The 18,664-nt window shown below is 66.0% G+C and carries 18 protein-coding genes; 9 read left to right on the forward strand and 9 right to left on the reverse strand.

Translation table 11 applies throughout. From position 1 onward, the window contains the following. Nucleotides 1-240: 240 nt before the first annotated feature. Complete coding sequence (ychF, locus tag HWX87_RS33395; RefSeq protein ID WP_176051153.1) at nucleotides 241-1,335, forward strand: redox-regulated ATPase YchF; 1,095 nt, start codon at nucleotides 241-243, stop codon at nucleotides 1,333-1,335. Nucleotides 1,336-1,408: 73 nt separating this feature from the next. On the opposite strand, the gene HWX87_RS33400 is transcribed toward ychF, so the two are convergent. From HWX87_RS33400 to HWX87_RS33420, 5 genes are all read right to left on the reverse strand, one after another. Beyond that, nucleotides 1,409-2,470, reverse strand: coding sequence for a radical SAM protein (locus HWX87_RS33400; RefSeq protein ID WP_176051154.1), 1,062 nt, complete (start codon nucleotides 2,468-2,470; stop codon nucleotides 1,409-1,411). A gap of 39 nt (nucleotides 2,471-2,509) precedes the next feature. After that, nucleotides 2,510-3,319, reverse strand: coding sequence for an alpha/beta fold hydrolase (locus tag HWX87_RS33405; RefSeq protein WP_244137805.1), 810 nt, complete (start codon nucleotides 3,317-3,319; stop codon nucleotides 2,510-2,512). A gap of 437 nt (nucleotides 3,320-3,756) precedes the next feature. Beyond that, a complete protein-coding gene (gene gabP / locus HWX87_RS33410; RefSeq protein ID WP_176051156.1) occupies nucleotides 3,757-5,148 on the reverse strand; it encodes a GABA permease in 1,392 nt (463 codons plus the stop codon). Nucleotides 5,149-5,515: 367 nt separating this feature from the next. Then, nucleotides 5,516-5,851 carry an MmcQ/YjbR family DNA-binding protein gene (locus HWX87_RS33415; RefSeq protein ID WP_176051157.1) on the reverse strand — a complete coding sequence of 112 codons (336 nt, stop codon included), beginning with the start codon at nucleotides 5,849-5,851 and terminating at the stop codon, nucleotides 5,516-5,518. An 80-nt stretch (nucleotides 5,852-5,931) separates the two neighbouring features. Further along, nucleotides 5,932-7,197: an MFS transporter gene (locus HWX87_RS33420; RefSeq protein WP_176051158.1), complete on the reverse strand. Its 1,266-nt coding sequence runs from the start codon at nucleotides 7,195-7,197 to the stop codon at nucleotides 5,932-5,934. A gap of 193 nt (nucleotides 7,198-7,390) precedes the next feature. Here HWX87_RS33420 and gcvA point away from each other — a divergent pair, with 193 nt between their 5' ends. The 3 genes from gcvA (at nucleotide 7,391) to ettA (ending at nucleotide 10,545) form a co-directional block, all read left to right on the forward strand. After that, the gene (gcvA, locus tag HWX87_RS33425; RefSeq protein WP_176051159.1) at nucleotides 7,391-8,329 is read left to right on the forward strand and encodes a transcriptional regulator GcvA; all 939 of its coding nucleotides are present in this window, start codon (nucleotides 7,391-7,393) and stop codon (nucleotides 8,327-8,329) included. Nucleotides 8,330-8,382: 53 nt separating this feature from the next. After that, complete coding sequence (locus tag HWX87_RS33430; RefSeq protein WP_176051160.1) at nucleotides 8,383-8,691, forward strand: DUF3761 domain-containing protein; 309 nt, start codon at nucleotides 8,383-8,385, stop codon at nucleotides 8,689-8,691. Between the two features lie 186 nt (nucleotides 8,692-8,877). Beyond that, complete coding sequence (gene ettA, locus HWX87_RS33435) at nucleotides 8,878-10,545, forward strand: energy-dependent translational throttle protein EttA (protein WP_176051161.1); 1,668 nt, start codon at nucleotides 8,878-8,880, stop codon at nucleotides 10,543-10,545. 133 nt (nucleotides 10,546-10,678) lie between these two features. Here ettA and HWX87_RS33440 read toward each other — a convergent pair whose 3' ends face one another. Genes HWX87_RS33440 through HWX87_RS33455 form a run of 4 tightly spaced genes read right to left on the reverse strand, consistent with a single transcriptional unit; the run spans nucleotide 10,679 to nucleotide 13,996 of the window. Next, nucleotides 10,679-11,302 (reverse strand): HAD-IA family hydrolase, encoded by a 624-nt coding sequence (locus HWX87_RS33440; protein WP_176051162.1) that lies wholly within the window; start codon nucleotides 11,300-11,302, stop codon nucleotides 10,679-10,681. After that, nucleotides 11,299-11,850 (reverse strand): cysteine hydrolase family protein, encoded by a 552-nt coding sequence (locus HWX87_RS33445; protein WP_176051163.1) that lies wholly within the window; start codon nucleotides 11,848-11,850, stop codon nucleotides 11,299-11,301. Before HWX87_RS33445 ends, HWX87_RS33440 begins: the two co-directional genes overlap by 4 nt. Nucleotides 11,851-11,908: 58 nt before the next feature. Beyond that, on the reverse strand, nucleotides 11,909-13,723 hold the full coding sequence (locus HWX87_RS33450; protein ID WP_176051164.1) for an aminopeptidase P family protein: 1,815 nt from the start codon (nucleotides 13,721-13,723) through the stop codon (nucleotides 11,909-11,911). 18 nt (nucleotides 13,724-13,741) lie between these two features. Continuing rightward, entirely contained in the window at nucleotides 13,742-13,996 is a 255-nt protein-coding gene (locus HWX87_RS33455; protein WP_176051165.1) for a hypothetical protein, read from the reverse strand. Nucleotides 13,997-14,167: 171 nt separating this feature from the next. Here HWX87_RS33455 and HWX87_RS33460 point away from each other — a divergent pair, with 171 nt between their 5' ends. The 5 genes from HWX87_RS33460 (at nucleotide 14,168) to grxD (ending at nucleotide 18,651) form a co-directional block, all read left to right on the forward strand. After that, nucleotides 14,168-14,932: a response regulator transcription factor gene (locus tag HWX87_RS33460; protein WP_176051166.1), complete on the forward strand. Its 765-nt coding sequence runs from the start codon at nucleotides 14,168-14,170 to the stop codon at nucleotides 14,930-14,932. Between the two features lie 26 nt (nucleotides 14,933-14,958). Then, nucleotides 14,959-16,257 carry a glutamyl-tRNA reductase gene (gene hemA / locus HWX87_RS33465; protein ID WP_176051167.1) on the forward strand — a complete coding sequence of 433 codons (1,299 nt, stop codon included), beginning with the start codon at nucleotides 14,959-14,961 and terminating at the stop codon, nucleotides 16,255-16,257. Nucleotides 16,258-16,339: 82 nt separating this feature from the next. Beyond that, nucleotides 16,340-17,422, forward strand: a complete 1,083-nt coding sequence (gene prfA, locus HWX87_RS33470; protein WP_176051168.1) for a peptide chain release factor 1 — start codon at nucleotides 16,340-16,342, stop codon at nucleotides 17,420-17,422. Nucleotides 17,423-17,429: 7 nt separating this feature from the next. Beyond that, nucleotides 17,430-18,272 (forward strand): peptide chain release factor N(5)-glutamine methyltransferase, encoded by an 843-nt coding sequence (gene prmC / locus HWX87_RS33475; protein WP_176051169.1) that lies wholly within the window; start codon nucleotides 17,430-17,432, stop codon nucleotides 18,270-18,272. A gap of 67 nt (nucleotides 18,273-18,339) precedes the next feature. Beyond that, nucleotides 18,340-18,651, forward strand: coding sequence for a Grx4 family monothiol glutaredoxin (gene grxD / locus HWX87_RS33480; protein ID WP_121859134.1), 312 nt, complete (start codon nucleotides 18,340-18,342; stop codon nucleotides 18,649-18,651). Nucleotides 18,652-18,664 lie beyond the last annotated feature (13 nt).

Here is an 18,664-nt window from a genome sequence, read left to right on the forward strand (position 1 = left end):
CGCGGGGCCAAACCCTTACGCGGCCGGACTTTGCGGGAAATCAGCAGAATCGCAGGCGGCCGACGAGGCGCGGCGGCCCGCCGCATCGGCCATTCGGCGCAACCCCGGAATCCGGGGCGTCGGCACGGTACAATAGCGTCTTTGACCGTCGGCCCGCCGCGCTCCACGCGCCGGCCGCCCTTTTTTCCCGCGCCGCCGTGCCCTGTCCGGCCGCGCCGCCTTACGCGTCCGAAGGATTCCATGAGTCTCAAATGCGGCATCGTCGGCTTGCCCAACGTCGGCAAGTCCACCCTGTTCAATGCGCTGACCAAGGCGGGCATCGCCGCCGAGAACTACCCGTTCTGCACGATCGAGCCGAACGTCGGCATCGTCGAAGTGCCCGATATGCGCCTGAAGGCGCTCTCCGAGATCGTCAAGCCGGAGCGTGTCGTGCCGGCCGTCGTCGAATTCGTCGACATCGCGGGCCTCGTCGCGGGCGCGAGCAAGGGTGAAGGCCTCGGCAACCAGTTCCTCGCGAACATCCGCGAAACCGATGCGATCACGCACGTCGTGCGTTGCTTCGAGGACGAGAACGTCATTCACGTCGCCGGCAAAGTCAGCCCGATCGACGACATCGAAGTGATCAACACCGAACTCGCGCTGGCCGACCTCGGCACCGTCGAGAAGGCGCTCACGCGCTACTCGAAGGCTGCGAAGTCGGGCAACGACAAGGAAGCGGCAAAGCTCGTCGCGGTGCTCGAGAAAGTGCACGCGCAGCTCGACCAGGGCAAGGCCGTGCGCGGCCTCGCGCTGTCGGACGACGAAGAAGCGCTGATCAAGCCGTTCTGCCTGATCACCGCGAAGCCGGCGATGTACGTCGCCAACGTGAAGGACGACGGTTTCGAGAACAACCCGCACCTCGATGCCGTGCGCAAGTACGCGGAAAGCGAGAACGCGCCGGTGGTCGCCGTGTGCGCGGCGATCGAGGCGGAAATCGCCGATCTCGACGATGCGGACAAGGAAGCGTTCCTCGCCGACATGGGCATGGAAGAACCGGGCCTCGACCGCGTGATCCGCGCGGGCTTCAAGCTGCTCGGCCTGCAGACCTACTTCACCGCGGGCGTGAAGGAAGTGCGCGCATGGACGATCCACATCGGCGATACGGCTCCGCAAGCGGCCGGCGTGATCCACACCGACTTCGAGCGCGGCTTCATCCGCGCGCAGACGATCGCGTTCGACGACTTCGTCTCGTACAAGGGCGAACAGGGTGCGAAGGAAGCCGGCAAGATGCGTGCGGAAGGGAAGGAGTATGTGGTGCACGACGGGGATGTGATGAACTTCCTGTTCAACGTCTGAACGTTACATCGAGCTCTCAAGAAAAAGCCCGCTGCAGCGGGCTTTTTCTTTTCTGGAAGAACCGCCCGTCGCGTCATTGCATCGTACGACTCGACACATGCTCGCGACGATTGCGCGGATGGTATCTCGACCAGACGAACTGACTGAAATAGCTCTCCGCCACTTCCGTCCACGTTTTAGCCCCGTCGTCCTCCTGCAGAACGTGCTTGGCATTGACCAGCAACCACGACATCACGGCCTGGCTGTCTCGACACTTCGCGCATTCTCCCGATGTGCAGCAGCGCGCCAGCGTATGCATGTCTGCACGATACGCGTTGAATTTCGGCAACGCGGGCCACCCCGACGTGAAACGTGCGGCATTCTGCGGATGAGCTTCGCTGACGCTCGGGCAACTGGTATGGTCGAATGTTCCCCACACGGTCTCCCCACGCACGAGCGCGGTCAGATAGTAGGGATGGCTCGCCACTGTTTCCGGATATTTCGCCTTCAATTCAAGCAGCACATCCAGGAGCCGCTCCTCTCCATGTCGGCGAAGCGGCCCGGCAACATCATATGGACTGTAGTAATTGAACAGCAGGCGATTTCCGTTATCTCGGATCTTGCGCACCGTTTCTTCGATATAAGCAATTCCGTCGATCGATACGGCGTAGACAAAACCTGCCCGCTCGTCATCGCGATAATTCCGCAGCGCCTTGTCAAACAAGCCGGTGAAACGCTTCCCATTCGGACCAATCGCTCGCAGTTCGTCATCGAGCGGCCCGCCACCGAATACAGAGACCGCGATGGTGATATCTTCGAAACCCTCGAAAGGGATTCGTCGAAGGCCGTTTGTCGACACGGACACCTTCGGCATGTGCTTCCGGAATAGGCTTATCCGGTCGAGATGCAACGCAGGCTCGCCACCAATCAGCAATGGCGCGTTGATCCCGCGCTCAGCCTCATCCTTCACCCGCGACTCAAGACGCGATGTATCGTTTAACTCATCCGATGCGACGTCGAATTCGTTTTCGAAGAACCAGCACCCCTTGCATCGCAAGTTGCATTGATTCGTGAGATGGTAAAGCGATGCGCGTGTCTCCTTCGCTTCGTTTCTGACTGCTTTGAAGCGCGCCTTCATACCTTTTGAATCGTCCATCCTGGTCTCCTGGTAAGAGGATGCAAGCACGCCTGAGCGTCAACGCTGCAATCCTCTGGTGAGTTCCGGCCACAGCGACGAATGCTGGTGGCGGAACATGCCGACGTGACCGATTGCCCGGCCGTCGCAGTTTTCCGGGTTGATGAAATGAACGTTGCTTCTGGCTCGCGGCAACCATCTCAACCAATCGTCGATATTGGCCGGCGTTGCGAGCGGGTCATCGGTCGCAGCGACTACCGTGACGGGAGCGGAGAATTCGTCGTAGTGGTGGTGTGCAACGCCCACCCCGAACTCGTTCGCCATATATCCGGGGTGGCGGCACCATCGAGCCCACTGAAGCCCGACGCGTGCAGGCAAATCGTCACCCCAACCGAGCACCTTGGCAGGCACATAGCCGAGCAGGCGTGCGGTAACTGGGACGTAAAGATTCGCCAGCAACAATGCGGCAATTCGCTTCGGCCACCGGATGTTGCCGACGTATCCGGATGACGCGGAAATCGCACATAGCGAACGGATCGATGCGTGATTCGGCATCAGCCCGACCAGTTGCCCGCCTGCACTGTGACCGATCAGATGCGCTTCGCTCGCGCCGGTTTCTCGAAGAAGCCAGTCAAGCGCGGCGGGCATGTCAAGCTGCCCCCAGTCTTGTTTACGTGCACGCGACTGACGAACATGACGCACACCGAGCGACGCCCCCATCCCCCGGTAATCGAACACGAATACTGGATACCCGGTGGCACGCAACCAATCCGCGAATGAAAAATAAAAGGATTGGCGAACGCCTGTCGCGGGGCAAATGAGGACGGGAAAGCAAGTGGCTGAGGATGCTGGAAAATATGTGCCCTTCAACGGGAACCCGTCGCGGGCGCGAAATGCAACGCATACACGGGATATCGGCGGCTGGCTCATCGCTCGGGCCTCGATACAATGAACACGCAACGATGCATCCCGTATTCGGGAGCGAACCTACGGCCCGATTTCTTAACACGGCCGCATAACAAAGGACTCCAAATCGACTCATCCATCGATTCACCCCGGTTATCGATGTGATCAATGTATTAGGTTGTTCCCGCCGGCGAAATCAGACAAGTTCGATTTCTGACCACAAATTTCAATGCCGCACGCTATTGCCGAACAATTCCCGTCGACACCGGAAAGCAGCATCTGCTTGTCCCGAAAAGCAAATGGCCCGACCGGCATTTGCCGGTCAGGCCATTTTTCGTAACGGGAATCTCGCTGCCCGCCAGCGGCAAGCGCTCAGGGCCCGCCACCACGCCATCATTGCATCACGTCGCCGACACCCGCCGCCCCGCGCTCGCCCGTGCATCGCGACCGCGCTTGTTCAGCCACGACGCCAACAGCACGATCAACGCCAGCACGGCCGTCGCACCGACTTCCATCCGGTGGTCCTCGCTGATGAACATCACGGTCAGCGTGCCGCAGATGAACAGGATCACCGCCCACGTGAGCCACGGGAACAGCCACATCCGCAGCGTCAGGTCGGCGCCGGTCGATTCGAGCGTCCTGCGCATCCGCAGTTGCGAGATCGCGATCACCAGATACACGAGCAGCGCGATCGCGCCCGACGTCGCGAGCAGGAAGCCGAACACCTGTTCCGGCATCAGGTAGTTCGCGATCACGGTCACGAAGCCGAATGCGGTCGACGCGAGCACGGCCGCCCGCGGCGTGCCGGTCGAATCGGTGCGATGCAGGAAAGCCGGCGCGTCCTTGCGCTTCGACAGCGAGAACAGCATCCGCGACGCCGTGTACAGCGCCGAATTCAGGCAGCTCGCGACCGACACGAGCACGATCACGTCGATGATCGCCTTCGCGTTCGGGATGCCGATCAGTTCCATCGCGCGCTGATACGAGCCGTGCTTCGGCAGCAGCGGGTCGTTCCACGGCACGATGGCCGCGACGATCAGGATCGAGCCGAGATAGAACAGCGTGATACGCCAGATGACCGAGTTCGTCGCACGCACGATCTGGCGTTGCGGATTGTCGGACTCGGCGGCCGCGATCGTCACGATCTCGGTGCCGAGGAACGAGAACATCGTCGTGAGCATTGCCGCCAGCACCGCGCCGGCACCGTTCGGCATGAAGCCCTGGTGCGCGAACAGGTTCGATATGCCCGAGACGGCCGGCGCCGGGATGATTCCGACGATCGCCGCGCCGCCGATGCACAGGAACACGACGATCGCGACGACCTTGATCAGCGCGAACCAGAACTCGAATTCGCCGTAGTTCTTGACGGAGAAGAGGTTGGTGATGGTGAGCAGCAGCGTGATGCCGAGCGCGAAGATCCAGGTCGCGATGCCAGGGAACCAGGCATTGAGGATGGTTGCGGCGGCCGTCGCCTCGATCGGGATCACGAGCACCCAGAACCACCAGTACAGCCAGCCGATCGAGAAGCCGGCCCAATGGCCGATCGCGCGATCGGCATAGGTCGAGAACGACCCGCTGTCCGGATGCGCGACGGCCATTTCGCCGAGCATGCGCATCACCAGCACGACCAGTACGCCTGCGATCGCATATGCGAGTATCGATGCCGGACCGGCTTCCGCGATCGCGTGGCCGGAGCCGACGAACAAGCCCGCGCCGATGACGCCGGCAATCGACATCATCGTCACGTGACGCTGCTTCAGGCCCGTGCCGAGGCCTGTATTGCTTCCACTCATCTGTCTCTCTCCAAAAAACGGTTCCGGTACGACCGGGGGTCGCATGAAGGCGGCGCGGGGAGTTGTCGTTCTTGAATCCGGCTGCGACCGCGCGTGCGTCGCACGCGGGCATGAGGCCGGATGGGGCCTGTCGGGTCGGTGCGCCCACGCAGTCTGCGAAGCTGCGGGTGCGATGCGGCTCGCAAGGCGCCGGCGCATCGCGTGCGCCCTTTCCATCGGCTTTCGTCAGCCGCCTTCGAAGCGATGGAGTGTAAGCATCAAACGGTTCTTCACTAAGAACCAATTGAAGAATTTCGATGGAACCACTTGTTGCATCGATGCGAACCGATGCAACGCTTGATCCGGTTCGGCGCCGGTTCGCGTGCTGTCAGCGCGCCGCTTCGTCCCGCCACCTGGCCGGGACGATCGCGTGCCATTCTCGCAGAAGCAGGTTTTTCACGGCGTCGGGATGCGCGGCCGACAGGCGCACCAGCACGACCGGCCAGCCGACATAGTGATCCGTCACGTAATACACGTCAGGCTCCGATTCGATCAGCCATGCGCGCTCATCGGGGCCGACGCCCTTCACGACGAGCGTGTCGCCATCCTCGCGCAGCCGGGCGAGCATCTTGCCCTTCACCCTGAGTGCGGGCGTACCGTACGAGGTGCCCTCCTCGACACCCCGCCATGCGAGCGCGATCTGCCGGACCTCGTCGAATGTCACGCTGCCTCCCGACCGTTGGCCGATGGTTGACGCTCCGGCCACCCTACCGGAAATTGCGCGGCGCGCCCAGCCGGGCGCGCCTATCCGCCGGCTGCGCGCGCGGGCGCCGGCGCCCGCCCCGTCGTCGCGACTATCGCGAACGCGATCGCATTCGCGGCGGCGCTCGCGAGGATCGGCACGAGATAACCGCCGCCCGCGTCGTAGATGAACCCGGCGGCGGCCGGCCCGATCAGCGTGCCGAATGCGACGCTCGTGTACAGGATGCCGATGATCGCGCTCACGTTGCGCCCGCCGAAGTAGTCCATCACGACCGCCGGCAGCACGGCGACCCAGCCGCCGTAGAACACGCCGAACACGAGCGCGAACGCGGCAAGCGTCGCGACCGTGCCGGCGCCCGCCCACGCAACGAGCGCAACGGCCATGCCGGCGAACATCGCAAGCAGCGACGCGCGGCGGCCGAAGCGGTCGGCCAGGCCGCCGAGAAAAAAGCGGCCCGCCGTGCTGCCGACGCCGATCGCGCCGAGCAGCAACACCGCCGTCGACGGCGCGACGCCATGATCGAGCGCGTACGGCACGAGGTGAACGAACGGGACGAACACGCCGAACGAGCACACGAGGCACGCGGCGTAGAGGCTCGCGAACGGCCGCGACGTGACGGCTTCGCGCACCGTCGCGCCGGCGTGCGCGGTCGCGCCGGCCCGGGCCGCAACGGGCTGCCGGCCGCCTTCGTCGGGGGCATCGCCATCCGGCAACAGTCCGCGCCCGCGCGGATCGTTCTCGATCAGCAGCGACATGCCGGCCCCCAGCACGACCGCGATCACGGCCAGCGTGAAATATGCGCCACGCCAGCCGACATGCGCGATCAACGCGGACGCGAGCGGCGGCATCACGAGCGTACCGACGCCGATCCCGGCGACCGCGAGCCCCGACGCGAAGCCGCGCCGGCGCACGAACCAGCGCTGCACCGCGCCGACGGCCGGCACGTACGCGCAACCGACGCCGAGACCGACCCCGAGCCCATACGCGACATACACCTGCAGCAGCGACTGCGCGGCGCCGGCGGCCGCCAGCCCGGCGCCCGTCAGCAGCATCCCGACGATGGCGAGCCGCCGCGAACCGAAGCGATCGGCCAGCGGCCCGCTGATGATGCCGAAACCGAAATACAGGAAACCGGCGAGCGAGAACACGAGCGAGATCTGCCCGCGCGATGCCGCGAAATCCCGCTGCAGCGACTCGACGAACGCGCTGAACGAATACGCGCTGCCGAACCCGACGAACGTGACGGCGAACGCGGCCGCGACCACGTACCAGCCGTAGAAGAGACGCGATGCGCCCGGGCGGTTCATGACGATGCTCCTCTCAGGTTCCACCGGCCACCGGGCGGCGTCCGGATTGCCTCATGGATATAGATGAACTATGTTGATCGCATCGGCCGCCGAAAGACGGCCGCGAAACATGCGATTCGATGCGACAACGGTACTCGTGAGCATGCATCGCCTCAAACGATATTTCGTCGGCCTTTCGCTTTAGAAAAACTGAATGAAACGTTCCCGCCTGCCGCCGCTCAACGCGCTGCGCGCTTTCGAAGCGGCCGCCCGCCACCTGTCGGTGAAATCGGCGGCAGAGGAACTGTCGGTCACGCCCGGCGCGGTGAGCCAGATGATCCGCACGCTCGAGACGCATCTCGGCGTGCAACTGTTCGAGCGCGTCAACCGCGGCATCCTGCTGACGGCCGCCGGCCGCGACTACCTGCCGCCGGTGCGCAACGCGTTCCGGCAGATCGCCGATGCGTCGCAGCGCGTGTCGGGCGCAGCCGACAGCGGCGTGCTGACCGTGAGCGTCACGCCGTTCTTCGCGTCCGCGTGGCTCGTCCCGCGCCTCGCGCAATTCCGGCACGCATGCCCGGATGTCGACCTGCAGGTCGTCACGAGCCACGCGCTCGCGGATTTCTCGCGCGACGGCGTCGATGTCGCCATCCGTCACGGCCTCGGGCGTTATATCGGGCTGTGCAGCGAACGCCTGCTGACCGTGGAGATCGTCGCGCTCGCCTCGCCCGAACTCGTCGCGCGGCTCGGCATGCCGGCGACGCCGGCCGATCTCGTCGGTTGGCCGCAGTTGCACGACGCCGAGCGCAAGGGCTGGCACATCTGGTTCGGCGCGCAGCGGATCGACGATTTCGGCCCGCCGCGCGGCGCCGCGTTCGACGATTCGGGGCTGCTGCTGCAGGCGATCGTCGCCGGGCAGGGCGCCGGGTTGCTGCCGGCCGCGATGGTGCGCGGCGAACTGGCGAGCGGCCGGCTCGTGCAACTCGCCGACGTCGCGTGGCTCGACGATTTCGCGTACTACCTCGTCTATCCGCCGCATCACGCCGAACGGCCGAAGGTTGCCGCGTTCCGTCGCTGGATTCTCGATGCCGCCCGGGCCGACGGCGCGGCGTCGATGTCCGGCGCCGGCAACGATCCGGCACGAATCCGCTAACATGCGGCGCGGGCCACCGGCCCGACCGCCATAACAACAAACCGAGAGAGACCATGCCTGCCCTGCTCCGCCGCGCGACGCGCGTCGCGACCCTGTCCGTCGCTTTTTTCGTCGCATGCGCCGCGCTGCCTCCCGCCGCGCATGCATACCGCGCCACGCCCGGCTACGGTAACGAGGCCGATCTCGACCGTCACGACACGTATCGCAACCCCGACGGCGAAACCGTGCATGCGCCCGCGCATTCGAAATCGGGCCGCGTGCCGGAAGGCGCGAGCGCGCGCTGCCGCGACGGCTCGTACAGCTTCAGCCGGCACCGGCGCGGCACGTGCTCGGGGCACGGCGGCGTCGCCGCGTGGCTGTAACGCGGCGCATCCGGATGGCTGCGCCGCGCCAGCGGCAGCCGGCGGCGAAGTACAATACGCGTTCGCGCCGCCGACACGCGGCGCCGCCGCCGCGCCCCGCGCGGCACGCTCCGTACCGAATCACCCGACGCCGCCACGCCCGCGCGCTGCGCGGCCGTCTCAACCACTTCTGACTTTCACACCGAAATGGCCCAATACGTTTTCACGATGAACCGGGTCGGCAAGATCGTGCCGCCCAAGCGCCAGATCCTGAAGGACATCTCGCTGTCGTTCTTTCCCGGCGCGAAGATCGGCGTGCTCGGCCTGAACGGCTCGGGCAAGTCGACGCTGATCCGCATCATGGCGGGCATCGACAAGGACATCGAAGGCGAAGCCACGCCGATGCCGAACCTGAACATCGGCTACCTGCCGCAGGAACCGCAGCTCGACCCGACGAAGACCGTGCGCGAAGCCGTCGAGGAAGGCCTCGGCGACCTGTTCCAGGCCAACAAGAAGCTGGAAGAAATCTACGCGGCCTACGCGGAACCGGACGCCGACTTCGACGCACTCGCGGCCGAGCAGGCGAAGTACGAGGCGATCCTCGCATCGAGCGACGGCGGCAGCCCCGAGCAACAGCTCGAAGTGGCGGCCGACGCGCTGCGCCTGCCTGCGTGGGACGCGAAAATCGAGAACCTGTCCGGCGGTGAGAAGCGCCGCGTCGCGCTGTGCAAGCTGCTGCTCGAAAAGCCGGACATGCTGCTGCTCGACGAACCGACCAACCACCTCGACGCCGAATCGGTCGACTGGCTCGAGCAGTTCCTCGTGCGCTTCCCGGGCACCGTGGTCGCCGTCACGCACGATCGCTACTTCCTCGACAACGCCGCCGAGTGGATTCTCGAACTCGACCGCGGCCACGGCATTCCGTGGAAGGGCAACTACAGCAGCTGGCTCGACCAGAAGGAAGAGCGCCTGAAGCAGGAAGAGGCATCGGAATCGGCACGCCAGAAGGCGATCAAGAAGGAACTGGAGTGGGTGCGCCAGAACCCGAAGGGCCGTCAGGCGAAGTCGAAGGCGCGTATCGCGCGCTTCGAGGAGCTGAGCAGCCAGGAATACCAGAAGCGCAACGAGACGCAGGAAATCTTCATTCCGGTCGGCGATCGCCTCGGCAATGAAGTGATCGAGTTCAAGAACGTCAGCAAGGCGTTCGGCGATCGCCTGCTGATCGACAACCTGAACCTGAAGATCCCGGCCGGCGCGATCGTCGGCATCATCGGCCCGAACGGCGCCGGCAAGTCGACGCTGTTCCGGATGCTGACGGGCAAGGAACAGCCGGATTCGGGCGAAGTCGTGATGGGGCCGACGGTGAAGCTCGCGTACGTCGACCAGAGCCGCGATGCGCTCGACGGCTCGAAGACGGTGTTCGAGGAAATCTCGGGCGGCGCCGACGTGCTGACGGTCGGCAAGTACGAAACGCCGTCGCGTGCGTACATCGGCCGCTTCAACTTCAAGGGCGGCGACCAGCAGAAGATCGTCGGCAACCTGTCCGGCGGTGAGCGCGGCCGTCTGCACCTCGCGAAGACGCTGATCTCGGGCGGCAACGTGCTGCTGCTCGACGAACCGTCGAACGACCTCGACGTCGAAACGCTGCGCGCGCTGGAAGATGCGCTGCTCGAATTCGCGGGCTCGGTGATGGTAATCTCGCACGATCGCTGGTTCCTCGACCGGATCGCGACGCACATCCTCGCGTTCGAAGGCGATTCGCAGGTCACGTTCTTCGACGGCAACTACCAGGAGTACGAAGCCGACAAGCGTGCGCGCCTCGGCGAGGAAGCCGCGAAGCCGAAGCGTCTGCGCTACAAGCCGATCAGCCGCTGACCGGCGCGGCCCGGGCACCCGGCACTGCGGCAACGCGGGGCCGGATGCCGAAGGGGCTCGCTTCCGGAGCGGGACAAAGAAAAAGCGGGCCGATGGCCCGCTTTTTTCATTCGCCCGAGCCTTCGCCCACCGCTTACGCGAGCGCGCCCAGTTCGCGCAGCCGCGCCTCGGTCGTCGCCGCGCTCGTGTGATGAATGCCGTGCCAGCCGAGCGCGGTCGCGGCCGCGGCGTTCTTCGCGTTGTCGTCGATGAACACGAGTTCGTGCGGCGTGATGCCCGGCAGGTGCGGCTCGATTCGTGCGTGCATCTCGCGGTAGATCGCCGGATCGGGTTTCACGAGCTTCACACGGCCCGACACGACGATGTCCTTGAAACGCCGCAGGATCGGGAAGTTGTCCCACGCATACGGAAACGTCTCCGCGGACCAGTTCGTCAGCCCGAACAGCGGCATCCCCTGCGCGTCGAGCCGGTCGACGAGCGCGGCGCCTTCATCGAGCACGCCGCCGATCATCTCGTGCCAGCGCGCATAGAACGCACGGATCAGCGCCTCGTGCTCCGGAAACTTCGCGACGAGTTCGGCCGTGCCTTCCTCGATCGTCTGCCCGCCGTCCTGGCGAACCACCCAGTCCATCGCGCACACATGCGTGAAGAACCAGCGGCGCTCCGCGTCGTCGGGAATCAGCTCCCTGTAAAGGTACTCGGGGCTCCAGTCGATCAGCACGCCGCCGAAATCGAACACCACGGCCTTGATCGTCATGCGAACTCCGTTGTCAGCACGTCGGCGAGCGGACGCGGCGTGACCGCGTTGCCCGACAGCGAATTGTTTGCCCAGATGAAGTGGTGATGCGCGACGATCTGCGCGGCCGACAGGTGCGCGCGCTCGTTCGTCGTGTGCAGGTCGGACACGACGGTCGTCCGGTAGCCGAGCAGCGCGGCACGGCGCGCGGCCGAATCGACGCAGAACTCGGTCGCGTAGCCGCAGATCAGCACCGACCGGATGCCATGGCGGTCGAGCTGCGCCGCGAGCGGCGTGTCGTGGAACGAATCGCTCATCTGCTTGCGCACGCGCCAGTCGTCGCTGCCGACGACCAGCCCCGCATGCAGCTCCCAGCCCGGCGTGCCTGGCACGACATCGTCGTCCGCATCGCCGTCTTGCTGCACGAAGCAGACGGGCGCGTTTGCCGCGCGCGCCGCCGCCGTCAACCGGTTGATGCCCGACACGACGTCGTCGAGCCGGTAAGCGGGCTGCGCCCGCTCCACCAGCCCGCGCTGCATGTCGATCACGATCACTGCAGTGTCCGCCATTGCTTGCCCTCGGTTTTGTCGTTCGGCCGTTGTCCGGCCGTTATCGCATGGTGTTGCGTCAGATCGGCTGCGTGCGCGCGTCGAGCCATGCCTTCGCATCGCCGCTCAGGTGCCGGCCGACGCGCTCGCGCACCGTCGCGTGATACGTGTTCAGCCACGCGCGCTCTTCGTCGTGCAGCATCTCGATCAGCACGCAGCGCGTGTCGATCGGGCACAGCGTCAGCGTCTCGAACGCGAGGAAATCGCCGAATTCCGTCTTCCCGGCCGCGCGGTTCACGACCAGGTTCTCGATCCGGATACCCCACTGGCCGGGTCGGTACACGCCCGGCTCGATCGACGTGATCATGCCTTCTTCCATCGCCGTGTGCGGCTCGGCCGGCGCGTAGTGCGAGATGACCTGCGGGCCTTCGTGCACGTTCAGGAAGTAGCCGACGCCATGCCCCGTGCCGTGCCCATAGTCGAGCCCGGCCGCCCACATCGGCGCGCGCGCGATCGCGTCGAGCATCGGCGAGCGGATGCCGCGCGGGAAACGTGCGCGCGACAGCGCCATCATCGATTTCAGCACGATCGTGAAATCACGCCGCTGAAGGTCGCTGACGGTGCCGACCGGCACGACGCGCGTGATGTCGGTCGTGCCCGTCATGTACTGGCCGCCCGAATCGATCAGCAGCAGACCGTCGCCGGCGATCGTCGCGTGCGACTCGGGCGTCGCGTGGTAGTGCGGCATCGCGCCGTTCGCGTTGAAGCCGGCGATCGTCGCGAAGCTGGCGGACACGTAGCCGGGGCGCCGTGCGCGTGCGGCCGTGAGCTTCTCCTCGATCGTCAGCTCGCTGATCGTCTCGCGGTTCACGGCCTGTTCGAACCACGCGAAGAATTCCGCGAGCGCGGCGCCGTCGTGCTCCATCGTCACGCGCACGTGCTCGATCTCGGCGGACGTCTTGCGCGACTTCGCGAACGTCGAGGGATTCACGGCCTCGACGAGCTTCACGCCGGCCGGCACTGCTTCGAGCGTGCCGAATGTCACGCGGCGCGGGTCGACCAGCAGCGTCGCGCCATCGGGCAACGCCGCGAGCGACGCGCGCGCGGCGTCGTATGCACGGACGTCGACGCCGTCCTGCGCGAGCGACGCGGCCAGCGCCGGCGACACCTTGCCGTCGGCGACGAACAGCGTCGCGCGATCGGCGCCGATCATTGCGTGCGCAACGAACACGGGATTGAAGTTGACGTCGGCACCACGCAGGTTGAACAACCAGGCGAGATCGTCGAGCGTCGACACGAAATGCCACTGCGCGCCCTGCGCGTGCATCGCGCGGCGCACTTCGGCCAGCTTGCTCGCGCGCGTCGTGTCGGCCTGCGGCGCCGCGTGCTCGAACACCGCGTCGCCGGGCAGACCGGGCCGCTCGGGCCAGATCGCGTCGAGCAGGTCGAGATCGGTGCGCAGCGCGATGCCGCGCGCGCTCAGCGCGGCCGTCAGCCCGCGCGCGGCCGCGACGCCAAGCACCGCACCGTCGACGCCGACCGTCATGCCGGCCGGCACGTTCTGCGCCAGCCAGTCGACGTGCGGCGCGCTCTGCTGCCCGCCCGTCATCTTCATCAGCTGCACGCCCGTGCCGGCCAGCTCGGCGTCGGCCTGCACCCAGTAGCGGCTGTCGACCCACAGCCCCGCGAAATCCGCGGTCACGACCAGCGTACCGACCGAGCCCGTGAAGCCGGACAGCCAGCGGCGCGCCTGCCAGCGCTCGGGCAGGTACTCGGACAGATGGGGATCGGCAGACGGCACGAGATAGGCGGCCAGGTCCTCGCGGGCCATGGCGCCGCGCAACAGCGCAAGGCGGGCCGGCACCGGCGAGACTTCGGGAAGACGGGCATTCATGATTTCACCTGAGAGCATTCAGCGACGGGCCGACAGCGCGACCGTCACGGCTACGGCAAGGAACGCGACGCCGGTGCAGACCGGCCATTCGAGCGTCTCGCCATCGTAAAACAGTCCCGAGAGATTGCCGGCCATGCGGGCGGCAGCCGCACCCACGATGCCGGCGAGCACCGCGATCCACCACGCCGGCCGACTCGTGCGCCGCAACGGATGCAGCCAGCGGCCGAACAGCCCGACGGCCGCTCCCAGGACAAGGATTCCAAACCAGTTCATTCGACGCCTTCTATAAATTCGGATTCGTCCCATAGGCGTGAACGTTACCAGCGGCTAGCATCGATTCATCCATCGAACCCGGGACCAGCCGGGTGCCGCGAACGTTCGAGTGTAGGGGCCGACTCGACGTTATGGCAAGCGCGCACCTGCTGCCGTACTGAAGAAATCCTCATGCGAATCGCTCTGATCGATCCGGAGTCGCGTCATACCGCACTCCTGAACCGCCTGCTCTTCGCGGGCGGTCACGTGTGCCACGCGTTTACGTCCAGCGCCGCATTCTTCGCGTGGCTCGCCGCCGACAACACCTGCGACATGCTGATCACCGGCCACTGGGCCGGCGACCAGCCGGCCCAGGAGGTCATTCCGCGCGCGCAGGCGGTCCTGCCCGGTTTGCCGGCCATCGCCATGATGCAGTCGCCGCGCGAAAGCGAAATCGTCTCGTGCCTGCACGCGGGCGCCGACGATTGCCTCGTGCGGCCCGTGAGCGGCCCCGAGCTGCTTGCGCGCGTCAACGCGCTGAGCCGTCGCGCCGGCGTACGCCGGCCACCCACCCGCTCGCGCGAAATGTATGGGGAATATGCATTCGACGCCACGCACGATCTCGTGCGCTTCGGCGACGCAATCGTTTCACTGACGCCCAAGGAATTCCGTTTCGCCCAACTGCTGTTCACCAACCTGTCGCGGCCGGTGTCGCGCGCCCATATCCTCGAAACGGTGTGGGGGCGCCGCCGCGACATGAAGTCGCGCACGCTCGATACGCACGCGTCCCGGCTGCGCAGCAAATTGCGGCTGCTTCCGGAGCGCGGCTACCGGCTGCTGCCGCTTTACGGCTTCGGCTATCAGCTCGACCGCGTGCCGATCGAGCCCCCAAATTCGCGGCCCCGCCACGCTGATGCCCGGTATGCGGCGAGTGAGGAAATCGCTGAAACGCTATAATATGGGGCTAAACGATAGCCCTCGATATGCAACTCCTCACGATCGGAATCAATCACCACACTGCGCCTGTCGCCCTGCGCGAACGCGTGGCGTTTCCGCTCGAGCAGATCAAGCCGGCTCTCGTCACGTTCAAGAACGTGTTTCTCGGCCCCCAGGCGCCCAATACGCCCGAAGCGGCGATTCTTTCCACCTGCAACCGCACCGAACTGTATTGCGTGACCGACGATCGCGCGGCACGCGAAGGCGCGGTCCGCTGGCTGTCGGAGTATCACCGGATTCCGGTCGACGAACTCGCCCCGCACGTGTACGCGCTGCCGCAGTCCGAAGCGGTCCGGCACGCATTCCGCGTCGCGTCCGGCCTCGATTCGATGGTGCTGGGCGAAACCCAGATTCTGGGCCAGATGAAGGACGCCGTTCGCACCGCGACGGAAGCCGGCGCGCTCGGCACCTACCTGAACCAGCTGTTCCAGCGGACGTTCGCGGTCGCGAAGGAAGTGCGCGGCACGACCGAAATCGGCACGCAGTCGGTGTCGATGGCCGCCGCCGCGGTGCGCCTCGCGCAGCGGATCTTCGAAAAGGTATCGGATCAGCGCGTACTGTTCATCGGTGCCGGCGAAATGATCGAGCTGTGCGCGACGCACTTCGCCGCGCAAGGCCCGCGCGAACTCGTCGTCGCGAACCGCACGGCCGAACGCGGCCAGCGGCTCGCCGAACGCTTCAACGGCCGCGCGATGCCGCTGGCCGACCTGCCGACCCGCATGCACGAATTCGACATCATCGTGTCGTGCACGGCGTCGACGCTGCCGATCATCGGCCTCGGTGCAGTGGAGCGCGCGGTGAAGGCACGCCGCCATCGCCCGATCTTCATGGTCGACCTCGCGGTGCCGCGCGACATCGAGCCCGAAGTCGGCAAGCTGAAGGACGTGTTCCTGTACACCGTCGACGATCTCGGTGCGATCGTGCGCGAAGGCAACGCGTCGCGCCAGGCCGCGGTCGCACAGGCCGAAGCGATCATCGAGACGCGCGTGCAGAATTTCATGCAATGGCTCGACACGCGCAGCGTCGTGCCGGTGATTCGTCACATGCATACGCAGGCCGACGCACTGCGCCGCGCCGAAGTCGACAAGGCGCAGAAGCTGCTCGCACGCGGCGACGATCCGGCCGCCGTACTCGAAGCGTTGTCGCAGGCGCTGACCAACAAGCTGATCCACGGCCCGACCAGCGCGCTCAACCGCGTGAACGGCGCCGATCGCGATTCGCTGATCGACCTGATGCGCGGCTTCTACCAGCACGCGCCGCGCTCGAACGACCAGTCCGGCCACTAGCGCCGGCCGGTCCCCCTGCCGCCGGCCGCGAGCCGGCCTATCCTTTCCGAATACCCCTTGCCCGGGAGCGCCGCTCCACACCATGAAGACGAGCATGCAACGCAAGCTCGACCAGCTGTCCACACGGCTGGCCGAACTGAACGATCTGCTGAGCCGCGAAAACGTCACGGCCGACCTCGACCAGTACCGCAAACTGACGCGCGAACATGCGGAACTCGGCCCGGTCGTCGAGCAATACGCGCTGTGGCGCCAGTCGCGCAATGACGAGGCGGCCGCGCAGGAGTTGCTCGCCGATCCGTCGATGCGCGACTTCGCGGAAGACGAAATCCGCAACGCGCGCGACGGCATGGCGCGCCTCGAGACCGAGCTGCAGAAGATGCTGCTGCCGAAGGATCCGAACGACGACCGCAACATCTTCGTCGAAATCCGTGCGGGCGCGGGCGGCGACGAATCGGCGCTGTTCGCGGGCGACCTGCTGCGCATGTACCTGCGCTTCGCGGAACGCCAGCGCTGGCAGGTCGAAATGATGTCGGAGAGCGCGTCGGATCTCGGCGGCTACAAGGAAGTGATCGTGCGGATCGCGGGCCAGGGCGCGTATTCGCGCCTGAAGTTCGAATCGGGCGGCCATCGCGTGCAGCGCGTGCCGGCGACCGAGACGCAGGGGCGCATCCATACGTCCGCGTGCACGGTCGCGGTGATGCCGGAAGCCGACGAGATCGGCGAAGTCGAGATCAATCCGGCCGACCTGCGGATCGACACGTTCCGCGCATCCGGCGCGGGCGGCCAGCACATCAACAAGACCGACTCGGCGGTGCGCGTCACGCACATCCCGACGGGGATCGTCGTCGAATGCCAGGACGACCGTTCGCAGCACAAGAACAAGGATCGCGCGCTGAAGGTGCTCGCCGCGCGCATCAAGGACAAGCAGTATCACGAGCAGCACGCGAAGGAAGCCGCGACGCGCAAGAGCCTGATCGGCTCCGGCGACCGTTCCGAACGGATTCGCACGTACAACTTCCCGCAAGGCCGGATGACCGACCACCGGATCAACCTGACGCTGTACCGGCTCGAGGCGATCATGGACGGCGATCTTGACGAACTGATCGGCGTGCTCGTCACCGAGCACCAGGCCGAGCTGCTTGCGTCGCTCGGCGAAGCCGACTGAGGCCGCGATGCCCGACACCACCGCCGACGAACTGCTGCGCTCGTCACCGCTCGACGCGGTCGATGCGCGCGTACTGCTTGCGCACGCGCTCGGCTGGACCCGCACGCAGCTGATCACGCGCGGCGACGCGCCGCTCGATGCGGCCGCGGTCGAACGCTACCGCGCGCTCGAAGCGCGCCGCGTCGCCGGCGAGCCCGTCGCGCAACTGGTCGGGATGCGCGAGTTCTTCGGCCGCCCGTTCGACGTGACGCCCGACGTGCTGATCCCGCGCCCCGAAACCGAACTGCTCGTCGAAGCCGCGCTCGATGCGATCGACGGACTGCCGCATCCGGCCGTGCTCGATCTCGGCACCGGCAGCGGCGCGATCGCCGTGTCGATCGCCGCCGAGCGTCCCGATGCGCGCGTGTGGGCGCTCGACCGTTCGCCGGCCGCGCTCGCGGTCGCGCAACGCAACGCGGACAAGCTGCTCGACGCACGTCGCCCCGGCGGCCCGCCGCAGTGGCTGCAGAGCGACTGGTACGCGGCGCTCGATCCGGCGCTCGTGTTCGATACGATCGTCAGCAACCCGCCATACATCGCGCAGCACGACCCGCACCTCGCGCAGGGCGACCTGCGTTTCGAGCCGCGCGGCGCACTCACCGACGATGCCGACGGCCTCAGCGCGATCCGCACGATCGTCGCGGGCGCCGGCACCCGTCTGAAACCGGGCGGCACGCTCTGGATCGAGCACGGCTACGATCAGGCCGAAGCCGTCCGCACGATCCTCGCCTCGCACGGCTTCGTCGCGGTCGAATCGCTCGCCGATCTCGCCGCGATCGAACGCACGACCGGCGGCCGGCGGCCGGGCTGATGCCCGGCCCGTCCGGTTGAAATCCGCTATCATTTCGATCTAACGCCCCGCAAACGCAAGGTCAGTCATGGACACCCAACAACGTATCAAGCAAATCGTCGACGAAAACCAGGTCGTGCTCTTCATGAAGGGCAACGCGCAATTCCCGATGTGCGGCTTCTCCGGCCGCGCCGTGCAGGTGCTGAAAGCCTGCGGCGTCGACCAGTTCAAGACGGTCAACGTGCTTGAAGACGACGAAATCCGCCAGGGCATCAAGTCATTCTCGAACTGGCCGACCATCCCGCAGCTCTACGTGAAGGGCGAATTCATCGGCGGCTCGGACATCATGATGGAGATGTACCAGTCGGGCGAACTGCAGCAACTGTTCGCCGCCGCTTAACACGCGGCACCCG

Source organism: Burkholderia sp. BCC1644 (assembly GCF_902833225.1).
Taxonomy (GTDB): domain Bacteria; phylum Pseudomonadota; class Gammaproteobacteria; order Burkholderiales; family Burkholderiaceae; genus Burkholderia.

What these genes read in the sequence shown, in the direction of transcription:
- hemA (WP_176051167.1), top strand. Translation starts at nt 14,959, where the DNA reads ATGCAACTCCTCACGATCGGAATCAATCACCACACTGCGCCTGTCGCC.
- grxD (WP_121859134.1), top strand. Translation starts at nt 18,340, where the DNA reads ATGGACACCCAACAACGTATCAAGCAAATCGTCGACGAAAACCAGGTC.
- HWX87_RS33440 (WP_176051162.1), bottom strand. Translation starts at nt 11,302, where the DNA reads ATGACGATCAAGGCCGTGGTGTTCGATTTCGGCGGCGTGCTGATCGAC.
- HWX87_RS33400 (WP_176051154.1), bottom strand. Translation starts at nt 2,470, where the DNA reads ATGGACGATTCAAAAGGTATGAAGGCGCGCTTCAAAGCAGTCAGAAAC.
- HWX87_RS33430 (WP_176051160.1), top strand. Translation starts at nt 8,383, where the DNA reads ATGCCTGCCCTGCTCCGCCGCGCGACGCGCGTCGCGACCCTGTCCGTC.
- HWX87_RS33445 (WP_176051163.1), bottom strand. Translation starts at nt 11,850, where the DNA reads ATGGCGGACACTGCAGTGATCGTGATCGACATGCAGCGCGGGCTGGTG.
- HWX87_RS33460 (WP_176051166.1), top strand. Translation starts at nt 14,168, where the DNA reads ATGCGAATCGCTCTGATCGATCCGGAGTCGCGTCATACCGCACTCCTG.
- HWX87_RS33450 (WP_176051164.1), bottom strand. Translation starts at nt 13,723, where the DNA reads ATGAATGCCCGTCTTCCCGAAGTCTCGCCGGTGCCGGCCCGCCTTGCG.
- prfA (WP_176051168.1), top strand. Translation starts at nt 16,340, where the DNA reads ATGAAGACGAGCATGCAACGCAAGCTCGACCAGCTGTCCACACGGCTG.
- prmC (WP_176051169.1), top strand. Translation starts at nt 17,430, where the DNA reads ATGCCCGACACCACCGCCGACGAACTGCTGCGCTCGTCACCGCTCGAC.
- ychF (WP_176051153.1), top strand. Translation starts at nt 241, where the DNA reads ATGAGTCTCAAATGCGGCATCGTCGGCTTGCCCAACGTCGGCAAGTCC.
- HWX87_RS33455 (WP_176051165.1), bottom strand. Translation starts at nt 13,996, where the DNA reads ATGAACTGGTTTGGAATCCTTGTCCTGGGAGCGGCCGTCGGGCTGTTC.
- gcvA (WP_176051159.1), top strand. Translation starts at nt 7,391, where the DNA reads ATGAAACGTTCCCGCCTGCCGCCGCTCAACGCGCTGCGCGCTTTCGAA.
- gabP (WP_176051156.1), bottom strand. Translation starts at nt 5,148, where the DNA reads ATGAGTGGAAGCAATACAGGCCTCGGCACGGGCCTGAAGCAGCGTCAC.
- HWX87_RS33420 (WP_176051158.1), bottom strand. Translation starts at nt 7,197, where the DNA reads ATGAACCGCCCGGGCGCATCGCGTCTCTTCTACGGCTGGTACGTGGTC.
- ettA (WP_176051161.1), top strand. Translation starts at nt 8,878, where the DNA reads ATGGCCCAATACGTTTTCACGATGAACCGGGTCGGCAAGATCGTGCCG.